This is a genomic window from Enterobacter sp. E1, assembly GCF_016809815.1.
Classification (GTDB): domain Bacteria; phylum Pseudomonadota; class Gammaproteobacteria; order Enterobacterales; family Enterobacteriaceae; genus Enterobacter; species Enterobacter adelaidei.
This window is the reverse complement of sequence record NZ_JAFBJM010000009.1, coordinates 88,449-105,254: the sequence shown is the minus strand read 5'-3', so window position 1 is coordinate 105,254 and position 16,806 is coordinate 88,449. Positions and strand designations below refer to the sequence as shown.

17 protein-coding genes are annotated in these 16,806 nt (G+C 54.4%); 12 read left to right on the top strand and 5 right to left on the bottom strand.

Annotation, left to right across the window (positions count from 1 at the left end):
- Positions 1–16: 16 nt before the first annotated feature.
- Positions 17–1,516 carry an inorganic phosphate transporter PitA gene (gene pitA, locus JGF26_RS18875; protein WP_028018333.1) on the bottom strand — a complete coding sequence of 500 codons (1,500 nt, stop codon included), beginning with the start codon at positions 1,514–1,516 and terminating at the stop codon, positions 17–19.
- 228 nt (positions 1,517–1,744) lie between these two features.
- On the opposite strand from pitA, the gene JGF26_RS18870 reads away from it, so the two are divergent.
- The 3 genes from JGF26_RS18870 (at position 1,745) to JGF26_RS18860 (ending at position 4,540) form a co-directional block, all read left to right on the top strand.
- On the top strand, positions 1,745–2,938 hold the full coding sequence (locus tag JGF26_RS18870) for an NAD(P)/FAD-dependent oxidoreductase (protein ID WP_128348370.1): 1,194 nt from the start codon (positions 1,745–1,747) through the stop codon (positions 2,936–2,938).
- A 109-nt stretch (positions 2,939–3,047) separates the two neighbouring features.
- Positions 3,048–3,446, top strand: a complete 399-nt coding sequence (locus tag JGF26_RS18865; RefSeq protein ID WP_028018066.1) for a potassium channel family protein — start codon at positions 3,048–3,050, stop codon at positions 3,444–3,446.
- Between the two features lie 68 nt (positions 3,447–3,514).
- Positions 3,515–4,540 carry a TerC/Alx family metal homeostasis membrane protein gene (locus JGF26_RS18860; protein ID WP_028018065.1) on the top strand — a complete coding sequence of 342 codons (1,026 nt, stop codon included), beginning with the start codon at positions 3,515–3,517 and terminating at the stop codon, positions 4,538–4,540.
- A 44-nt stretch (positions 4,541–4,584) separates the two neighbouring features.
- Here JGF26_RS18860 and JGF26_RS18855 read toward each other — a convergent pair whose 3' ends face one another.
- Positions 4,585–5,244, bottom strand: a complete 660-nt coding sequence (locus JGF26_RS18855) for an HAD family hydrolase (RefSeq protein WP_028018064.1) — start codon at positions 5,242–5,244, stop codon at positions 4,585–4,587.
- A 320-nt stretch (positions 5,245–5,564) separates the two neighbouring features.
- On the opposite strand from JGF26_RS18855, the gene JGF26_RS18850 reads away from it, so the two are divergent.
- Positions 5,565–6,011 (top strand): NlpC/P60 family protein, encoded by a 447-nt coding sequence (locus JGF26_RS18850; protein WP_238934308.1) that lies wholly within the window; start codon positions 5,565–5,567, stop codon positions 6,009–6,011.
- A 5-nt stretch (positions 6,012–6,016) separates the two neighbouring features.
- Here the strand turns inward: JGF26_RS18850 and JGF26_RS18845 are convergent, their stop codons facing one another.
- Both JGF26_RS18845 and JGF26_RS18840 read right to left on the bottom strand, forming a co-directional pair.
- The gene (locus tag JGF26_RS18845) at positions 6,017–6,811 is read right to left on the bottom strand and encodes an SDR family NAD(P)-dependent oxidoreductase (RefSeq protein WP_134708550.1); all 795 of its coding nucleotides are present in this window, start codon (positions 6,809–6,811) and stop codon (positions 6,017–6,019) included.
- A gap of 32 nt (positions 6,812–6,843) precedes the next feature.
- On the bottom strand, positions 6,844–7,725 hold the full coding sequence (locus JGF26_RS18840) for a LysR family transcriptional regulator (RefSeq protein ID WP_134708530.1): 882 nt from the start codon (positions 7,723–7,725) through the stop codon (positions 6,844–6,846).
- Positions 7,726–7,824: 99 nt separating this feature from the next.
- On the opposite strand from JGF26_RS18840, the gene JGF26_RS18835 reads away from it, so the two are divergent.
- From JGF26_RS18835 to arnF, 8 genes are all read left to right on the top strand, one after another.
- A complete protein-coding gene (locus JGF26_RS18835) occupies positions 7,825–8,331 on the top strand; it encodes a phenolic acid decarboxylase (RefSeq protein WP_028018060.1) in 507 nt (168 codons plus the stop codon).
- A gap of 450 nt (positions 8,332–8,781) precedes the next feature.
- Positions 8,782–9,921: a UDP-4-amino-4-deoxy-L-arabinose aminotransferase gene (gene arnB, locus JGF26_RS18830; RefSeq protein ID WP_028018059.1), complete on the top strand. Its 1,140-nt coding sequence runs from the start codon at positions 8,782–8,784 to the stop codon at positions 9,919–9,921.
- 1 nt (position 9,922) lies between these two features.
- A complete protein-coding gene (gene arnC, locus JGF26_RS18825) occupies positions 9,923–10,906 on the top strand; it encodes an undecaprenyl-phosphate 4-deoxy-4-formamido-L-arabinose transferase (protein ID WP_028018058.1) in 984 nt (327 codons plus the stop codon).
- On the top strand, positions 10,903–12,885 hold the full coding sequence (gene arnA / locus JGF26_RS18820; RefSeq protein ID WP_134708531.1) for a bifunctional UDP-4-amino-4-deoxy-L-arabinose formyltransferase/UDP-glucuronic acid oxidase ArnA: 1,983 nt from the start codon (positions 10,903–10,905) through the stop codon (positions 12,883–12,885). The genes arnC and arnA overlap by 4 nt, the downstream gene beginning before the upstream one ends.
- A complete protein-coding gene (gene arnD / locus JGF26_RS18815) occupies positions 12,882–13,784 on the top strand; it encodes a 4-deoxy-4-formamido-L-arabinose-phosphoundecaprenol deformylase (protein ID WP_028018056.1) in 903 nt (300 codons plus the stop codon). The genes arnA and arnD overlap by 4 nt, the downstream gene beginning before the upstream one ends.
- Positions 13,781–15,436, top strand: a complete 1,656-nt coding sequence (gene arnT / locus JGF26_RS18810; protein WP_134708532.1) for a lipid IV(A) 4-amino-4-deoxy-L-arabinosyltransferase — start codon at positions 13,781–13,783, stop codon at positions 15,434–15,436. Before arnD ends, arnT begins: the two co-directional genes overlap by 4 nt.
- Positions 15,433–15,771, top strand: coding sequence for a 4-amino-4-deoxy-L-arabinose-phosphoundecaprenol flippase subunit ArnE (gene arnE, locus JGF26_RS18805; RefSeq protein WP_075204690.1), 339 nt, complete (start codon positions 15,433–15,435; stop codon positions 15,769–15,771). The genes arnT and arnE overlap by 4 nt, the downstream gene beginning before the upstream one ends.
- Positions 15,768–16,172: a 4-amino-4-deoxy-L-arabinose-phosphoundecaprenol flippase subunit ArnF gene (gene arnF, locus JGF26_RS18800; protein ID WP_129324582.1), complete on the top strand. Its 405-nt coding sequence runs from the start codon at positions 15,768–15,770 to the stop codon at positions 16,170–16,172. The genes arnE and arnF overlap by 4 nt, the downstream gene beginning before the upstream one ends.
- Here arnF and acpT read toward each other — a convergent pair.
- Positions 16,123–16,725, bottom strand: a complete 603-nt coding sequence (gene acpT, locus JGF26_RS18795; protein ID WP_134708533.1) for a 4'-phosphopantetheinyl transferase AcpT — start codon at positions 16,723–16,725, stop codon at positions 16,123–16,125. The two genes, arnF and acpT, sit on opposite strands and share 50 nt — an antisense overlap.
- Between the last annotated feature and the right edge of the window lie 81 nt (positions 16,726–16,806).

Below are 16,806 nucleotides of genomic sequence, written 5' to 3'. Positions count from 1 at the left end.
TGTCGCCTTCAACTGATTAGATCAGCTTCAGCGAAATCCAGTACAAACCGCCAGACAACAGGATAGAGGCCGGGAGAGTGAATACCCAGGCCATCAGAATGTTGGTCACGGTTTTGCGCTGCAGACCGCCACCGTCAACAATCATGGTACCTGCCACGGACGAGGAGAGTACGTGGGTGGTAGACACTGGCATACCGGTATAGCTCGCCAGACCGATAGACACGGCTGCCGTCATCTGCGCGGACATACCCTGCGCATAGGTCATGCCTTTCTTACCGATCTTCTCGCCGATGGTGGTCGCCACGCGACGCCAGCCAATCATCGTACCGATACCGAGCGCCAGCGCGACCGCCATGATGATCCAGATTGGCGCGTACTCGATGGTGTTGAGCATATCGCCTTTCAGTTTCTTCAGAAGACGCTGGTCATCAGCATTCACGTCAGGCAGCTTCGCCACTTTATCCGTCACATCAGAGATGCACAGCATAATGCGACGCAGCTGACCACGCTGTTCAACGGTCAGTTTGTCATAACTCTCGATAGTGCCCAGCATGCCTTTCGCACGTTCCAGCGCGTTAATCGCGTTTGCCGGATGGCAGTGGAACTCGCCTGGTACGGTGGTAGCGCCCGCTTCCGGAGAAGGAATCAACTGGTCAACGCCGGTCGCTTTCTTGAGAAGATCAGGATGCTGCTGGAAATAGATCTCGACGTTATTCACCGCATCACGGGTACGGGTGATTTCGTATCCGGAGGCATTCATGTTAACCACGAAACCTGCTGGCGCAACGCCAATCAGAACCAACATCACCAGACCAATGCCTTTCTGACCATCGTTCGCACCGTGTGAGAAAGCCACGCCGATTGCAGAAATGATCAGAGCGATACGTGTCCAGAATGGCGGTTTTTTCTTACCGTCTTTCTTCTCACGCTCTGCCGGAGTCAGGTGAATACGGGAGCGCTTTTTCGTGTTGCTCCAGTAACGACGCAAGATGAAAATTAATCCACCTGCAACCACCAGACCCACAATTGGGGAGACGATAAGCGAGGCAAAAATCCCCAGCACTTTCGGGATGTTTAACGCATCAACAACCGATGTACCGGTCATCAGGGCATTGGTTAACCCGATACCGATAATCGCGCCGATGAGAGTGTGAGAACTGGATGCAGGCAGGCCGAAATACCAGGTACCGAGGTTCCAGATAATTGCAGCAAGCAGCATTGAGAACACCATAGCGAGGCCATGGCCAGAACTTACGTTAAGCAGCAGATCCGTTGGCAACATATGCACAATGGCATACGCAACGCTCAGTCCGCCCAGGAGGACACCAAAAAAGTTAAATACCGCCGCCATAACAACCGCCAGTTGCGATCGCATTGCGCGAGTGTAAATAACCGTTGCTACTGCGTTTGCAGTGTCGTGGAAGCCGTTGATCGCTTCGTAAAACAGTACAAAAACCAGAGCAAGCAATAATAAAAGCCCGGTATGTAAATCCAGGCCGGCAAACAAATGTAGCATAGGACGTTACGCCATTTTGAGGACATGAACGCGGCGCATTATCCAGGACAAATGCACGGCGGGCAAAGTGAAATATAGACTTTTTTTGACATACCACCTGATTTGGGAAAAGTGCCTGAAAGGATATTCTTTAAATTTCAATGAAATGGCTTTGTAATATCTTTTTACGCTGGTGTGACCACAGAGGAAACTTTACAATCCGCGGCAGTGAACAAAGAGGGTTTTGACGTGGAAAGGTTTGATGCCGTGGTCATTGGCGCCGGTGCGGCGGGTATGTTTTGTGCGGCGATGGCCGGACAAGCGGGTCGTCGCGTGCTGTTACTGGATAACGGTAAAAAACCAGGCCGTAAGATCCTGATGTCTGGCGGTGGGCGCTGCAACTTTACTAATCTGTATGTTGAACCCGCGGCCTATTTGAGCCAAAACCGTCATTTTTGCAAATCTGCGCTGGCGCGTTACACCCAGTGGGACTTTATCGACCTCGTGGGTAAACACGGTATTGCGTGGCATGAGAAGACGTTGGGTCAGCTGTTCTGCGACGATTCCGCGCAGCAGATTGTCGATATGCTGGTGGCCGAGTGCGAGAAGGGCGGTGTAACGATGCGCCTGCGCACGGAAGTGCTGGACGTTGCGCGTGATGAGCAAGGTTACACGCTGCAACTCAACGGTGAAACCGTCAGCACCGACAGCCTGGTGATCGCCAGCGGTGGTCTTTCTATGCCGGGTCTGGGTGCCTCGCCATTTGGCTACAAGATTGCCGAGCAGTTCGGCCTGAAGGTGCTGCCAACGCGTGCGGGGCTGGTGCCGTTTACGCTGCATAAACCGCTGCTGGAACAACTCCAGACACTTTCTGGCGTCTCGGTTCCGTCGGTCATCACCGCCGAAGACGGTACGGTATTCCGCGAAAACCTGCTCTTCACTCACCGCGGCCTCTCTGGCCCGGCGGTACTGCAGATCTCCAGCTACTGGCAGCCGGGGGAGTTTGTCACGGTTAACCTGCTTCCCGATTGCGATCTGGATGCCTTCCTCAACGAGCAGCGTGTGGCGCACCCGAATCAGAGCCTGAAAAACACCCTGGCAATGCAGCTGCCGAAGCGTCTGGTGGAATGTTTGCAGGTGCTGGGGCAGATCCCGGATGTTTCGCTCAAGCAGCTTAACAGCCGCGAGCAGGAGACGCTGGTGGAGACGCTGACAAACTGGCGCGTGCAGCCAAACGGCACGGAAGGCTACCGCACCGCAGAAGTCACGCTGGGCGGGGTCGACACGAATGAACTCTCTTCCCGCTCCATGGAAGCGCGCAACGTGCCGGGGCTCTATTTTATTGGCGAAGTGATGGACGTCACCGGCTGGCTTGGCGGGTACAACTTCCAGTGGGCATGGGCAAGTGCCTGGGCATGTGCTCAGGCTCTGGCAGAGAAATAATCACGCCCCGCAATTATTGCACCAACTTTTTCCATCCATTCAACTAAGCTTCGACCTGATGCCCCGCTGCGTTCGCGGGGCCGTATTCCTTTTGGTCAGAGCACACGTCATGCAGATACTCAGCATTATTATTTTGCTTACCCTAACCGTGGTGATCCATTCACTGTGGATGTTTATCGTTCTCAAATTCATTAAGTTAGAAGTCGATTCTGCGGTACGTATTGTTTTACGTAATGTTGGCATCGTTATCTCCATGATTTTCGCCCATCTTCTTGAAGCCGGGCTATTTGCGGCGTTTTATTTCGTCATTGATGCATTTAATGACTGGAACACCAGTTTCTACTTTTCACTGGTCAGTTATGCCACTGTCGGGTACGGCGACGTCACGTTACCCGAGAATTGGCGGCTCATCGGCGGTGTGGAAGGGCTCGTGGGCGCGCTAATGGTGGGCTGGTCTGTGGCGGTTCTGGTGGCGGTACTGCAGCGTTTGCGTGGCATGAGCGCCTGAACGACGGGTGTGCTAAAGTAACGATCTTTTTCTGTTACTGGCTTATGTCAGTTTGTATGGTGTTGTGTATGTCTGCTGCTCATCTCGGTTTCCCGACGGAAACCGTTGTTGTCTTTGTTGTGATGGCCGTAGGGGCGATGTTTATCGACCTCTTTATGCACCGTCACGATAAACCGATCTCGCTCAAAAGTGCCGCCATGTGGTCCCTGTTCTGGGTCATGATGGCAATGGCGTTCGCCGGATTCCTGTATGTTCACCACGGCGCCGAGATGGCAAGTCTGTTCCTCACGGGTTACGCGCTTGAAGAGGTGCTTTCTGTCGATAACCTGTTTGTAATGATGGCCATTTTTGCCTGGTTTGGTGTGCCGGATAAGTATCGTCACCGCGTACTTTACTGGGGCGTGCTGGGCGCGATTGTTTTCCGTGGCATCTTTGTGGCCATTGGGACAAGCCTGCTGAGTCTGGGGCCTTACGTCGAAGTGATTTTCGCGCTGGTCGTTGGCTGGACAGCGGTGATGATGCTCAAACGCAATGAAGAGAGTGACGAAGTGGAAGATTACTCTGGTCATCTCGCTTATCGCCTGGTGAAACGTTTCTATCCTGTCTGGCCGAAAATCAGCAGCAATGCCTTTATTCTGACCCAGAAAGAGGTCGATGCTGAACTTGAAAAACCGGAAAACCAGGACGTGATGGTTGGACGCGTGAAGAAGGCGAAGCGCTACGCAACACCACTGCTGCTCTGCGTGGCGGTTGTGGAGCTTTCTGACGTGATGTTCGCGTTTGACTCGGTCCCGGCGATTATTGCCGTGAGTCGCGAACCGCTGATTATCTATAGCGCCATGATGTTCGCCATTCTCGGCCTGCGTACGCTCTATTTCGTACTGGAAGCGCTGAAACAGTATCTGGTGCACCTTGAGAAAGCCGTGGTGTTGTTACTGTTCTTCGTGGCCTTCAAGCTGGGTCTGAATGCAACCGACCACTTCTGGCATCATGGTTACAGCATTGGCGCGACGGCCAGCCTGTTTGTGGTATTAGGCGTGCTGGCGCTGGGCATTATTGCGAGTGTGATGTTCCCTGGGAAACGTGAGGCCTGATGCACCGCTTTTCACCCTCGCCCCGTGGGGAGAGGGTGAAAAGGCTATTTAATCGGTGAATTCCGACGCTTACGCGGGTGATGGAAATGCCGCCAGTGTGGATCCTGCGCGGCTGCCAGCAGTTCGTGATCGCCGCGAGTGTCTCCCCAGGCGCGCAGGTGATACGCGTTGAGATCGCCATACACCTTTTCCAGCCTTGCCACTTTCTGAGCACAGCGGCAGTTATTGCCCGTGATACGTCCTGTCAGCTTACCGTTTTTCACTTCCAGCTGTGTGCCAATCAGCTTAATGCCGAGTTTGTCAGCCCACGGCTGTAGCACCAGGGCAGGAGAAGCGGAACAGATTGTCACTTCCGCGCCGGAGTTCACCTCTGCAGCAACGGCCAGCACGCCAGCCGGACGCATCAGTTTATCCCAGTACTTTTCGCAAAAGGCTTCCGCCTGCTGGCGTAACCAGTGTTCATCCACGCCTGTCAGGAACGTTTTAATCAGCACTTCTTTCAGCTCATCGCGCGTCAGCTTGCGGCGCACGCAGTGGAGCGTTGGCAGCGCCATACGCACCAGGCGGCCCGCGAAGTAACGTTTACCAAAGGCAAAACGCAGGAAAGGGATAAAGCTGTCGTGGTGCGTTAATGTTCCATCAAAGTCAAAGACAGAGAGCACGTTGGATTTTGCCACCGTCTCGTCGGCAATCATATTGGTCATAAATACGTCTTAGCTGAAATACACATTCTGTTGATTAGTTTACCTGCTTTACCTGGACAGTCCTTACATCACAACCATTTTTTTATCGATCTTGCGATCTGAAAGTGAGTCCATTTTTGGCCTCGATAAAGATTGGTTAAAAAATGCCCTGTCTATATTATCGCCGCATTGAAAGACTTTTCGGGGGAACATTGGCCCCCACAGGTAAGGAATAATTCACTCTCAGATCCTTTTTTGATATGACGTTCAGATCGCTTATTTCAATCCTCACGTTAAGTTTTGCTTCATTTTCCGCATTCAGTTTTGAGCTGCCTGCATCCATGATCTCGATGAACAGCGCATTTGCAGTATCGCCAGCGAAATCGGCTCTGTTTCACCACGAAACAGGCCCGCTACGCTCGCGCATCCTCGATCAATACCAGAAGTGGAAGGGGACCCAGTATCAGTGGGGCGGAACCACGCATCGCGGGGTGGATTGCTCGGCACTGATGCAACATCTGTTCAGCGATGCGGTACACCTTAATTTACCGCGCACGACGAGCGAACAGATCCACCGCGGCGTGCAGGTGGCGCAATATCGCCTGAAGGCAGGAGACCTGGTGTTCTTCCAGACGGGACCGAACCGCAAGCACGTAGGCGTTTATATTGGCAATAGCCAGTTTATTCATGCTTCAAGTAGCCAGGGGGTAACGGTCTCAACCCTGACGGACGACTACTGGCAAGAGCACTACATTACTGCCCGTCGGGTCGCGGGCAGTGCAGCCTGACGATATCAAATGATGTCATCCACGACGCCGCCATCGACGCGCAATGCCGCGCCCGAGGTGGCGGAGGCCTGGGTCGAACAGACATAAATCACCATACTGGCCACCTCTTCAACCGTGGCCGCGCGCTGGATAACCGAGCTGGGGCGGTTGGCCATCACAAACTCTTTCGCCAGCTGTTCCAGCGATTTACCGGTTTTTTCGATTTCATCCTTCATCATTTCGGCGAAACCATCAGACATCGTCGGTCCTGGCAATACGCTGTTGACCGTCACACCACTTCCCGCCACGAACTTCGCGAGGCCGCGTGCGAGCGAAAGCTGCGCCGTTTTGGTCACGCCGTAGTGGATCATATCCGCCGGGATATTGCAGGCCGACTCGGAGGAAATAAACACCACGCGTCCCCAGCCTTTCTGCACCATGCCCGGCAGCAAGGCGCGGGAGAGGCGTACGCCGGACATCACGTTGGTCTGCCAGTAACGCTCCCAGGTGTCATCGTCGGTGGCATAGAAATCCTGCGGTCCGTAAATTCCAGCGTTGTTAACCAGGATATCAACGTGGCCCGCGACCTTCACAAGCGACTCGACCCCTTCTGCCGTACTGAGATCGGCGATCGCGGCACGCACCTGCACGCCTGGCACTACCTGCTGAAGCTGTTGAATACCTTTATTCACCGATTCCGTGCTGCGGCCATTGACGATTACTTCCGCACCACTTTCCGCCAGACCTCTGGCAATAGCGAACCCGATCCCGCCGGTTGAGGCGGTCACCAGCGCCACTTTCCCCGCAAAGTCGATTTTCATCATCCACTCCTTATCGTTTTAACGTTCGGACCTTAAAGCGTAGCAGGTGGTGATGATGGCTCATGGCTAAAAAGGCGCACCAGCGTCTCAACCTGCTCATCAAGCGGGGTGAGGGAGCGTTTAACAATCAGGTGAAGCGGCGTTGCTCTGCGCGCGCCGTGGCTCAGCGGCAGATGTTTCAGTACACCTTGATCCAACTGGGGCTGGATGCGTTCTTCTGGCAGCCAGCCGTAGCCAACCTGAGAGACAACGGCCTCAATGGCGGCATCAATGGTGGAAAACGTCCACGACTCGCCGGCAGCGCGCGCGGTAGTCTGGTTGTCCGCAATCTGGATGAGCGGCCACGGGCGCAGCATGTCATCGTTAAGCGGTACGTCGAGGGTGAAAAGGGGATGCTGATGATGCGCCACGGCGACAAAGTCGATATTCATCAGCCATTCGCCGAGCCCTGTCATGTCCTGGCGGCGCGTCAGAACCATGATATCGGCTTCGTCATTTATGGCATCGGCACGGGACGTTTCAAGCACTTCGGTGAGGCGTACGTGGGTTTGTGGATACTGCTGCTGGAACTGACGCAGAATGGCGAACAGGCGGCGACGCGGGAAAACCGTGTCTACGACCAGATCCAACCGTGTGCGCGTGCCGTTGCGAAGGGTACCTGCGCGCGTCTCAACATACGAAAACGCTTTCAGCAACGGTTTCACCTGGTTGAGAAGAAGTTCTCCGGCTGGGGTTAGCACCGCTCGTCGTCCTTCCGGCGCCAGCAGCGCCACGCCCAGCCTCTCCTGCAACAACGCCAGGTTATAGCTGACGGAGGACTGGCTGCGATGGGTTTCTTCCGCTGCTTTGGCAAAGCTACCGGCCTCAACCACTTTCACCAGTAAAGACCATTGTTCCAGCGTCGTCTTGTGCATGATATATCTAAATTTTGGATGAGTTTGATTAAAACATAGCGTTATTCATCCATTTTTTGAAGGGGTACGATCGTCTCATCAAAACAAAGGAGACATCTTATGAACACCTTCGACAAACACGACTTAAGCGGCTTCGTTGGCAAACACCTTGTTTATACCTATGACAATGGCTGGAACTACGAGATTTACGTAAAAAATGAGACCACCCTTGATTACCGTATTCATAGCGGTCTTGTGGCAAACCGTTGGGTAAAAGATCAGCAGGCCTATATCGTACGGGTAGGGGAGAGTATCTATAAAATTTCCTGGACAGAGCCAACCGGGACGGATGTGAGCCTGATTGTAAACCTGGGCGATAAACTGTTTCACGGCACCATCTTCTTCCCGCGCTGGGTCATGAACAATCCGGAAAAAACCGTCTGCTTCCAGAACGATCATATTCCTCTTATGAATAGCTATCGCGATGCAGGTCCGGCCTATCCAACTGAAGTGATTGATGAGTTTGCTACGATCACCTTTGTACGCGATTGCGGTGCGGATAATGAAAGCGTTATTGCCTGCGCAGCCAGTGAATTACCAAATGATTTCCCTGCTAATCTTAACTAAGCGCGACAGTTGATTCCGCGACAATTCATATTAATAAAAAGTTCCCGGAGGACGGTCTATTTCCGCCGAAACCGCCGGGATTTTAATTTTGGTTGAGTATTCATTTACTTTTCTTATAATCTCAATGTAAAAGAAATGAAATATTGTCGTAAGTGTTGTGAGGCTTCCCACAAAAACGTGAAAAATTTAACATGACAGCTATCTTGCTGTTGTAAAAAGACTTCTTGTCATTCTTAATGTGCTGTCCCCCTTCTGCTTCTCACCTGTCTTAATTTTTTCCTAAGAAAACACCGCTACTTTGTTTCAGTTGATGGTTTGTTGACATAACTGTTATAGCGACTTAATTTTATTTGGTCTTTATTTAATAACCATCTTGCATGATCCCATTGAGCTGCCCATTACGACAGCGCAGTAAAAGATGACGCCTTTAATACAGCAAGGAAATTAATAATGAGTGATTTTCTGCCTTTTTCGCGACCGTCGATGGGCGCTGAGGAAATTGCGGCGCTTCAGGACGTTTTGATGTCGGGCTGGATCACCACGGGGCCTAAGAATCAGGAACTTGAAGAGGCATTCTGTCAACTTACCGGGAACCAGCATGCAATTGCCGTTTGTTCTGCAACAGCAGGAATGCATGTCACGCTGATGGCGCTGGATATTGGCCCGGGCGATGAAGTCATTACCCCCTCCCAGACCTGGGTCTCCACTCTGAATATGATTGTTTTACTGGGCGCAACGCCGGTAATGATTGATGTGGACAAAGATACCTTGATGGTGACACCCGAAGCGGTTGAAGCTGCCATCACCCCGCGTACCAAAGCGATTATCCCCGTTCATTATGCCGGCGCACCATGTGAAATCGACGCCATCCACGCCATTGGTGAACGCCACGGTATTCCGGTGATTGAAGATGCGGCTCATGCAGCCGGTACTTACTATAAAGACCGTCATGTCGGCTGGAAGGGAACGGCGATTTTCTCTTTCCACGCCATTAAAAATATGACCTGTGCAGAAGGCGGTCTCGTGGTGACGGATAACGCGCAACTTGCTGCGCGGATCCGCAGCCTGAAATTCCACGGTCTGGGTGTTGACGCGTATGACCGCCAGACGCATGGTCGTGCGCCGCAGGCAGAAGTGATTTCCCCGGGCTATAAATACAACCTGGCGGATATCAACGCCGCGCTGGCGCTGGTGCAGTTGGGCAAACTGAAAGAAGCCAACAAACGACGCCAGGAAATTGCTGAACGCTACCTGCGGGAGCTTGCCGATACGCCGTTCCAGCCGCTCACCATTCCGTCATGGCCGCATGTGCACGCCTGGCACCTGTTTATCATTCGCGTTGATGAAGCGCGCTGCGGGATTTCACGCGACAACCTGATGGCAGCGCTGAAAGAGAAAGGCATCGGTACTGGCCTGCACTTCCGCGCGGCGCATACGCAAAAATACTACCGCGAGCGTTTTCCTGATGTATCGCTCCCGAATTCAGAATGGAATAGCGCGCGTATTTGTTCTCTCCCTCTTTTCCCGGACATGACTCATGACGACACAACCCGCGTCATTACCGCGCTCCATCAGCTTGCAGGAAATTGATATGTTCAGTGCACCGCCTGTACAAAAAGTTTCTGTGGTGATCCCTGTTTATAACGAGCAGGAGAGCCTGCCTGAACTGATCCGCCGCACAACCGCCGCCTGCGACACCATGGGCAAAGCGTATGAAATTCTGCTGGTGGATGATGGCAGCAGTGATAATTCCGCTCTGATGCTGACCGAAGCCGCACAGGTAGAAGGCAGCCATGTTGTGGCCGTGTTGCTCAACCGTAATTACGGCCAGCACTCCGCCATTATGGCCGGGTTCAGCCACGTCACGGGCGATCTGATCATCACCCTGGACGCTGACCTGCAAAACCCGCCGGAAGAGATCCCGCGCCTGGTGGCGAAAGCCGATGAAGGCTATGACGTCGTCGGCACGGTGCGTCAAAACCGTCAGGACAGTATGTTCCGTAAGCTGGCCTCACGCACCATCAACCGCCTTATCCAGCGCACCACCGGTAAAGCGATGGGCGATTATGGCTGCATGCTGCGCGCCTACCGCCGCCATATTGTCGACGCCATGCTTCATTGCCATGAACGCAGCACCTTTATTCCGATTCTCGCTAACACCTTTGCCCGCAAGGCCACGGAAATCCCGGTTATGCATGCCGAGCGCGAGCATGGGGAGTCGAAGTACAGCTTTATGCGCCTCATCAACCTGATGTACGACCTCATCACCTGCCTGACCACCACACCGCTGCGCCTGCTGAGCGTTTTCGGCAGCATCATCGCCGTGGCCGGGTTTGCGCTGTCCGTACTGTTGGTCGTGCTGCGCCTGGTCTTTGGCCCGCAGTGGGCGGCGGAAGGGGTCTTCATGCTCTTTGCCGTACTGTTTATGTTCATCGGCGCCCAGTTTGTCGGAATGGGCCTGCTGGGTGAATACATTGGCCGTATCTATAACGATGTTCGCGCACGCCCGCGCTACTTTATTCAACGTGTTGTCCGTCAGGAACACAAAGCATCTCAAGAGGAAATCCACCCATGAAAGCTGTTGTATTTGCCTATCACGATATGGGGTGCACGGGCACGCTGGCCCTGCTGGAAGCGGGCTACGACATTGCTGCAATCTTTACTCATCCGGACACGGCGGGAGAGAACAACTTTTTCGGCTCTGTAGCGCGTATCGCCGCTGAGCGTGGTATTCCGGTTTATGCACCGGACGATGTAAACCACCCGCTGTGGGTGGATCGCATCCGCGCGCTCGCGCCTGATGTTATCTTCTCGTTCTACTACCGTAACCTGATTTCCGACGAGATCTTAGGTCTGGCCGCCAAAGGGGCATTCAACCTTCACGGCTCCCTGCTGCCGGCCTATCGTGGCCGCGCGCCGCTGAACTGGGTACTGGTCAATGGTGAAACCGAAACCGGCGTGACCCTGCACCGTATGGTGCATCGTGCGGATGCGGGCGCTATCGTGGCACAGCAGAAAGTGGCTATTGATGCCGACGAGACGGCGCTGCAGCTGCATCAAAAGCTGAATGCAACCGCGCAGACGCTGCTGCGTGATGCACTGCCAGCGATCCTTGGCGGTACGTTCAGCGAGACTGCGCAGGATGAGAGCAAAGCGAGCACCTTTGGCCGCCGCGCACCGGAAGATGGTCGTCTGGACTGGAACAAACCCGCTCGCCAGCTGCACAACCTGGTGCGTGCGGTGACCGATCCATGGCCGGGCGCTTACAGTTTTGCGGGTGTCAGCAAATTTATCGTCTGGAAATCCCGCGTGCGCGACGACATTCCAGCGGCAAAACCGGGTACCGTTATCTCTGTCTCCCCGCTGATCGTGAGCTGTGGTGAGCAAGCTCTGGAGATCGTCACCGGACAAACCGATAACGGTCTGTATGTTCAGGGTACTCAACTGGCACAGTCTTTAGGTCTGGTGACCGGGGCGCTGATCACCAGTGCGCCAGTTGTTGCCATCAAACGCCGCACTCGCGTGTTGATCCTCGGCGTGAACGGCTTTATCGGGAACCACCTGACCGAACGTCTGCTCAAAGACGATAACTACGAAATCTATGGTCTGGATATCGGCTCTGATGCGATCAGCCGTTTCCTTGATAACCCGCGTTTCCACTTCGTGGAAGGGGATATCAGCATCCATTCCGAATGGATCGAATATCACATTAAAAAATGCGACGTGGTGCTGCCGCTGGTTGCCATTGCTACGCCGATTGAGTACACCCGTAACCCGCTGCGCGTGTTCGAGCTGGACTTCGAAGAGAACCTGAAGATCATCCGCGATTGCGTAAAATACGACAAACGCATCATCTTCCCGTCCACCTCTGAAGTGTACGGCATGTGTACCGACAAAAACTTCGATGAAGACACCTCCAATCTGGTGGTCGGGCCGATCAACAAACAGCGCTGGATCTACTCTGTCTCCAAACAGCTGCTGGACCGCGTGATTTGGGCCTACGGTGAGAAAGAAGGCCTGCGCTTTACCCTGTTCCGTCCGTTTAACTGGATGGGTCCACGTCTGGATAACCTGAACGCGGCGCGTATCGGTAGCTCACGTGCGATCACGCAGCTGATCCTCAACCTGGTTGAGGGCTCCCCAATCAAGCTTATCGAAGGCGGCAAACAGAAACGCTGCTTTACTGATATCAGCGATGGTATCGAAGCGCTGTTCCGCATCATCGAAAACAAAGATAACCGCTGCAACGGTGAGATCATCAACATCGGTAACCCGGACAACGAAGCGAGCATTCGTGAACTGGCAGAGATGCTGCTGGCAAGCTTTGAGCGCCATCCACTGCGCGATAAATTCCCGCCGTTTGCCGGTTTCCGTGAAGTGGAAAGCAGCAGCTACTACGGTAAAGGGTATCAGGACGTTGAGCACCGTAAGCCAAGCATTCGCAATGCGAAACGCTGCCTGAACTGGACGCCGACGGTGAAAATGGAGCTGACTATTGATGAGACGCTCGATTTCTTCCTGCGCACTGTGGAGCTGTCGGAACAGGACTCATGAAAAAAGTCGGTTTACGCATTGATGTCGACACCTTCAGGGGGACGCGTGACGGCGTACCCAAACTGCTGGAACTGCTGAGCAAGCACGATGTGCGTTCAAGCATTTTCTTCAGCGTGGGGCCTGACAACATGGGACGCCATTTATGGCGTCTGATTAAACCGGCGTTTCTGTTCAAAATGCTGCGCTCACGCGCAGCATCCCTCTATGGCTGGGATATTTTGCTGGCCGGGACCGCATGGCCCGGCAGACGTATCGGCGCGGGTAATGAAGCGATTATCCGTGAAGCGACACGGCAACACGAGGTCGGCCTGCATGCCTGGGATCACCATGCCTGGCAAGCGTGGGCTGGCGTCTGGGACATATCGCGCCTGACCCGTGAAGTCGAGCGCGGTATGTTGGAGCTGGAGGCGATTACCTGCCAGCCTGTGCGCTGCTCCGCCGTGGCGGGATGGCGTGCGGACCAACGTGTTGTGAAAGCTAAAGAATCCTTCGCATTCCGCTACAACAGCGACTGTCGCGGGACCGGGCCATTTTTACCGCTGTTAGGGGAAAATCGCTACGGGACGGTGCAGATCCCGGTCACGCTTCCCACCTGGGATGAAGTGGTTGGCCGCGAGGTGAAGGCAGAGGATTTCAATCGCTACATTCTGGACCGCATGCATCGCGATACCGGTACGCCGGTGTATACCATCCACGCAGAAGTGGAAGGGATTGCGTATCAGCATGATTTCGATGAGCTGCTGACGATGGCTGCTCAGGAGGGGATTCAGTTCTGTCCGTTGAGTGAACTGCTGCCAGACGATCTCAGCGTCCTGCCGGTGGGCAAAATAGTACGTAATGAACTGGCTGGCCGGGAAGGCTGGCTTGGCTATCAACAAACCGTGAGTCCGGCCCCATGAAAACAGCCCGTTATGGCTTAGCGCTTCTCGCACTGTTTATCGTTTACTACCTCATCCCTGTCGATATCCGCCTGCTGTGGCAGCCTGATGAAACGCGCTATGCGGAAATTAGCCGCGAAATGCTGGCATCAGGAGACTGGGTTGTCCCGCATTTCCTGGGGCTGCGTTACTTTGAAAAACCGATTGCGGGCTACTGGATCAACAGTATCGGGCAATTGTTGTTTGGGGATACGAACCTTGCCGTGCGTGCCGGGGCCATATTCTCCACCGGGTTTGCGGCGCTGCTGGTCATCTGGATGGCCTGGCGTCTCTGGCGGGATAAACGCGTTGCCATATTCTCCGGCCTTATCTTCCTGACGCTGTTCCTGGTGTATGGCATCGGTACGTATGCCGTGCTGGATCCCATCATCACCCTGTGGCTGGTGGCGGCGATGTGCAGCTTCTGGCTGGCATCCCAGGCTGAGACGGTTGCCGGAAAAGCAGGGGGGTACGTGCTGCTTGGGCTGGCCTGCGGTATGGGGGTGATGACCAAAGGCTTCCTGGCGCTGGCAGTACCGGTGATTGGCGTACTGCCGTGGGTCATTGCCCAAAAGCGCTGGAAAGAGGTGCTGATTTTTGGCTGGCTGGCAATCCTGAGCTGTGTGCTGATTGTCCTGCCCTGGGCACTGGCGATTGCCCATCGTGAGCCTGATTTCTGGCGTTACTTCTTCTGGGTTGAGCATATTCAGCGTTTTGCCCAGAGCGATGCCCAGCACAAAGCGCCATTCTGGTATTACCTGCCGTTCCTGGTCGCGGGTAGTCTGCCGTGGTTAGCGTTGTTGCCAGGCGCGTTCCGTCTTGGCTGGAATGACAGACAAAACGCGGCTGGCGGGTTCTATCTGCTGGGCTGGGTGGTTATGCCGCTGCTGTTCTTCAGCATTGCCAAAGGCAAGCTGCCGACCTATATCCTGCCGTGCTTCGCCCCGCTGGCGATTCTGATGGCGCGCTATGCCTGCCTCGCGGCGGAAAAAGGTGCTCGCGTGCTGCGCATTAACGGGGGGATCAACCTGGCATTTGGCGCCATTGGCGTGGTGGCCGCTCTGGTCGTCTCGCCGTGGGGACTGTCTAAACATCCGGTCTGGACGTCGGTTGAGCTGTATAAAGTCTTCTGCGCGGTGGTCGCGTTCCTGATTTGGGCCGTGGTGGGCTGGTTTACGCTCAGGCAGAGTCAGCAGCGCTGGTGGTTAGCGGCGTTGTGTCCTGCCGGGCTGGCGTTGTTGATTGGTTTTGCCATTCCTAACCTGGTGGTGGATTCCAAACAGCCGCAGTCGCTGGTCGACACCGTGCGCGATCCGCTGCAGGACAGTCGGTTTGTGCTGGCCAATAACGTAGGTGTGGCCTCTGGCCTGGCGTGGGAGCTTAAGCGTAATGACATCATTCTGTTTGGTCAGAGTGGAGAACTGCGCTATGGCCTGGATTACCCTGATGTGAAAGACCGTTTTGTGGGTAAAGCTGATTTCGCAGAGTGGCTGGCGGAACATCGACAGCAGGGGCGCATATCGCTGGTGATTCTGCTGTCAAAAAGCGACGATCTTAAGCGGGCTAATTTGCCAGAACCGGACAGCCTGTATATCCAGGGTCGTCTGGCCTACCTTCAGTATCTACCGAAGTGATGACCTGGCTCTGGCTGATACTGGCAAGCTTGCTCAGCTGTGCGGGACAACTTTGCCAGAAACAAGCCACCCGTCCGGCGAAAGCCGGGCGGCGTGGTGTACATATCGCGCTGTGGCTTGGCCTGGCCCTGTTGGCATTGGGCTGCGGGATGCTGGTCTGGCTGGTGGTCTTACAACGCATGCCTGTGGGCATTGCTTACCCTATGTTAAGCCTCAATTTTGTCTGGGTGACGCTGGCGGCGAAGACCGTCTGGCGTGAGAACGTTGCTTCGCATCACTGGCTGGGTGTTGGGTTTATCATCATTGGCATTATTGTGCTGGGAGGAAGCCTGTGAAAGGAACGTTCTGGGCCCTATGCAGCGTACTGTTAGTCAGCGCCGCGCAGCTCCTGCTGCGAAGCGCCATGCAGGCGCTTCCCCCCGTCAGTGATGTCCTGGCGTTAATTTCTGCCCTCTGGCATTTCTCATCCGGTACCGGTGCGCTGCTGTTGGGGTTAACGGGGTATGTAGCCTCTATGGGCTGCTGGTATCTGGCCTTGCATCGTATGGCGCTCAGCAAAGCGTATGCCTTGCTGAGCCTCAGTTATATCCTGGTGTGGGGCGCCGCAATCCTGTTGCCAGGCTGGGAGGAACGTTTCTCCTGGCACGGGCTGGTGGGGGTTGGGTTTATTATTCTGGGCGTGTTGACTATTTTCCGACCAGTGCGTCGTCAATCGAATGAATCCGCGCGGCAGTGAGTTCGTAGGGTGTTGCGGTGCAAACGGCAAGGCTGAGTAAACCGACCTGGCACTGGCTTGATGAATGGAGCGCGCGGGCTGAACTGTCAATGCTGACCATCTGCCAGGCATGACCGTCACGTTGTTTAAGAATCGCCTTTTTTCGCGTCCAGATGCGCCAGAATGCCGTAAGCTGGCCTTCTGGCGTTTCCTTTTCCAGCTCATCATGCTCGGCATTGCTGAACACGGCATTGGCAAGCGTACGCCAGTTATCCTGCTGGCGAATGTGTTCCAGTGAACAGCCAACATCGCCTTCATCACTGATAATTAACGCAATATCGTCGCCCGAGTGGCTACTGCTGAACCACAGTGGATAGTCGCCAGCAAAAATGGCTTTCCCTTGTTCGCTGTAGATAATCTCCGGGAGTTGTTCTGGAGCCAACAGCCGAGAAAGCAACCCGTGATCGGCCAGCCAGCGAGCACGCTGAGCGCCTTCCGGTGCGTGTCGGGAGAGTGCTTCAGCCCAGCAGTTTGTGCTCAGCGAGGAAATTTTTCCCAGAAAAACCTGGTACATATAGCGTCTGGCCTTCAGTTAAAACGATGATAGCCGTAAAGTTGAGCGGCGAAACTATTACTATAATCCATTGCCCCCTTG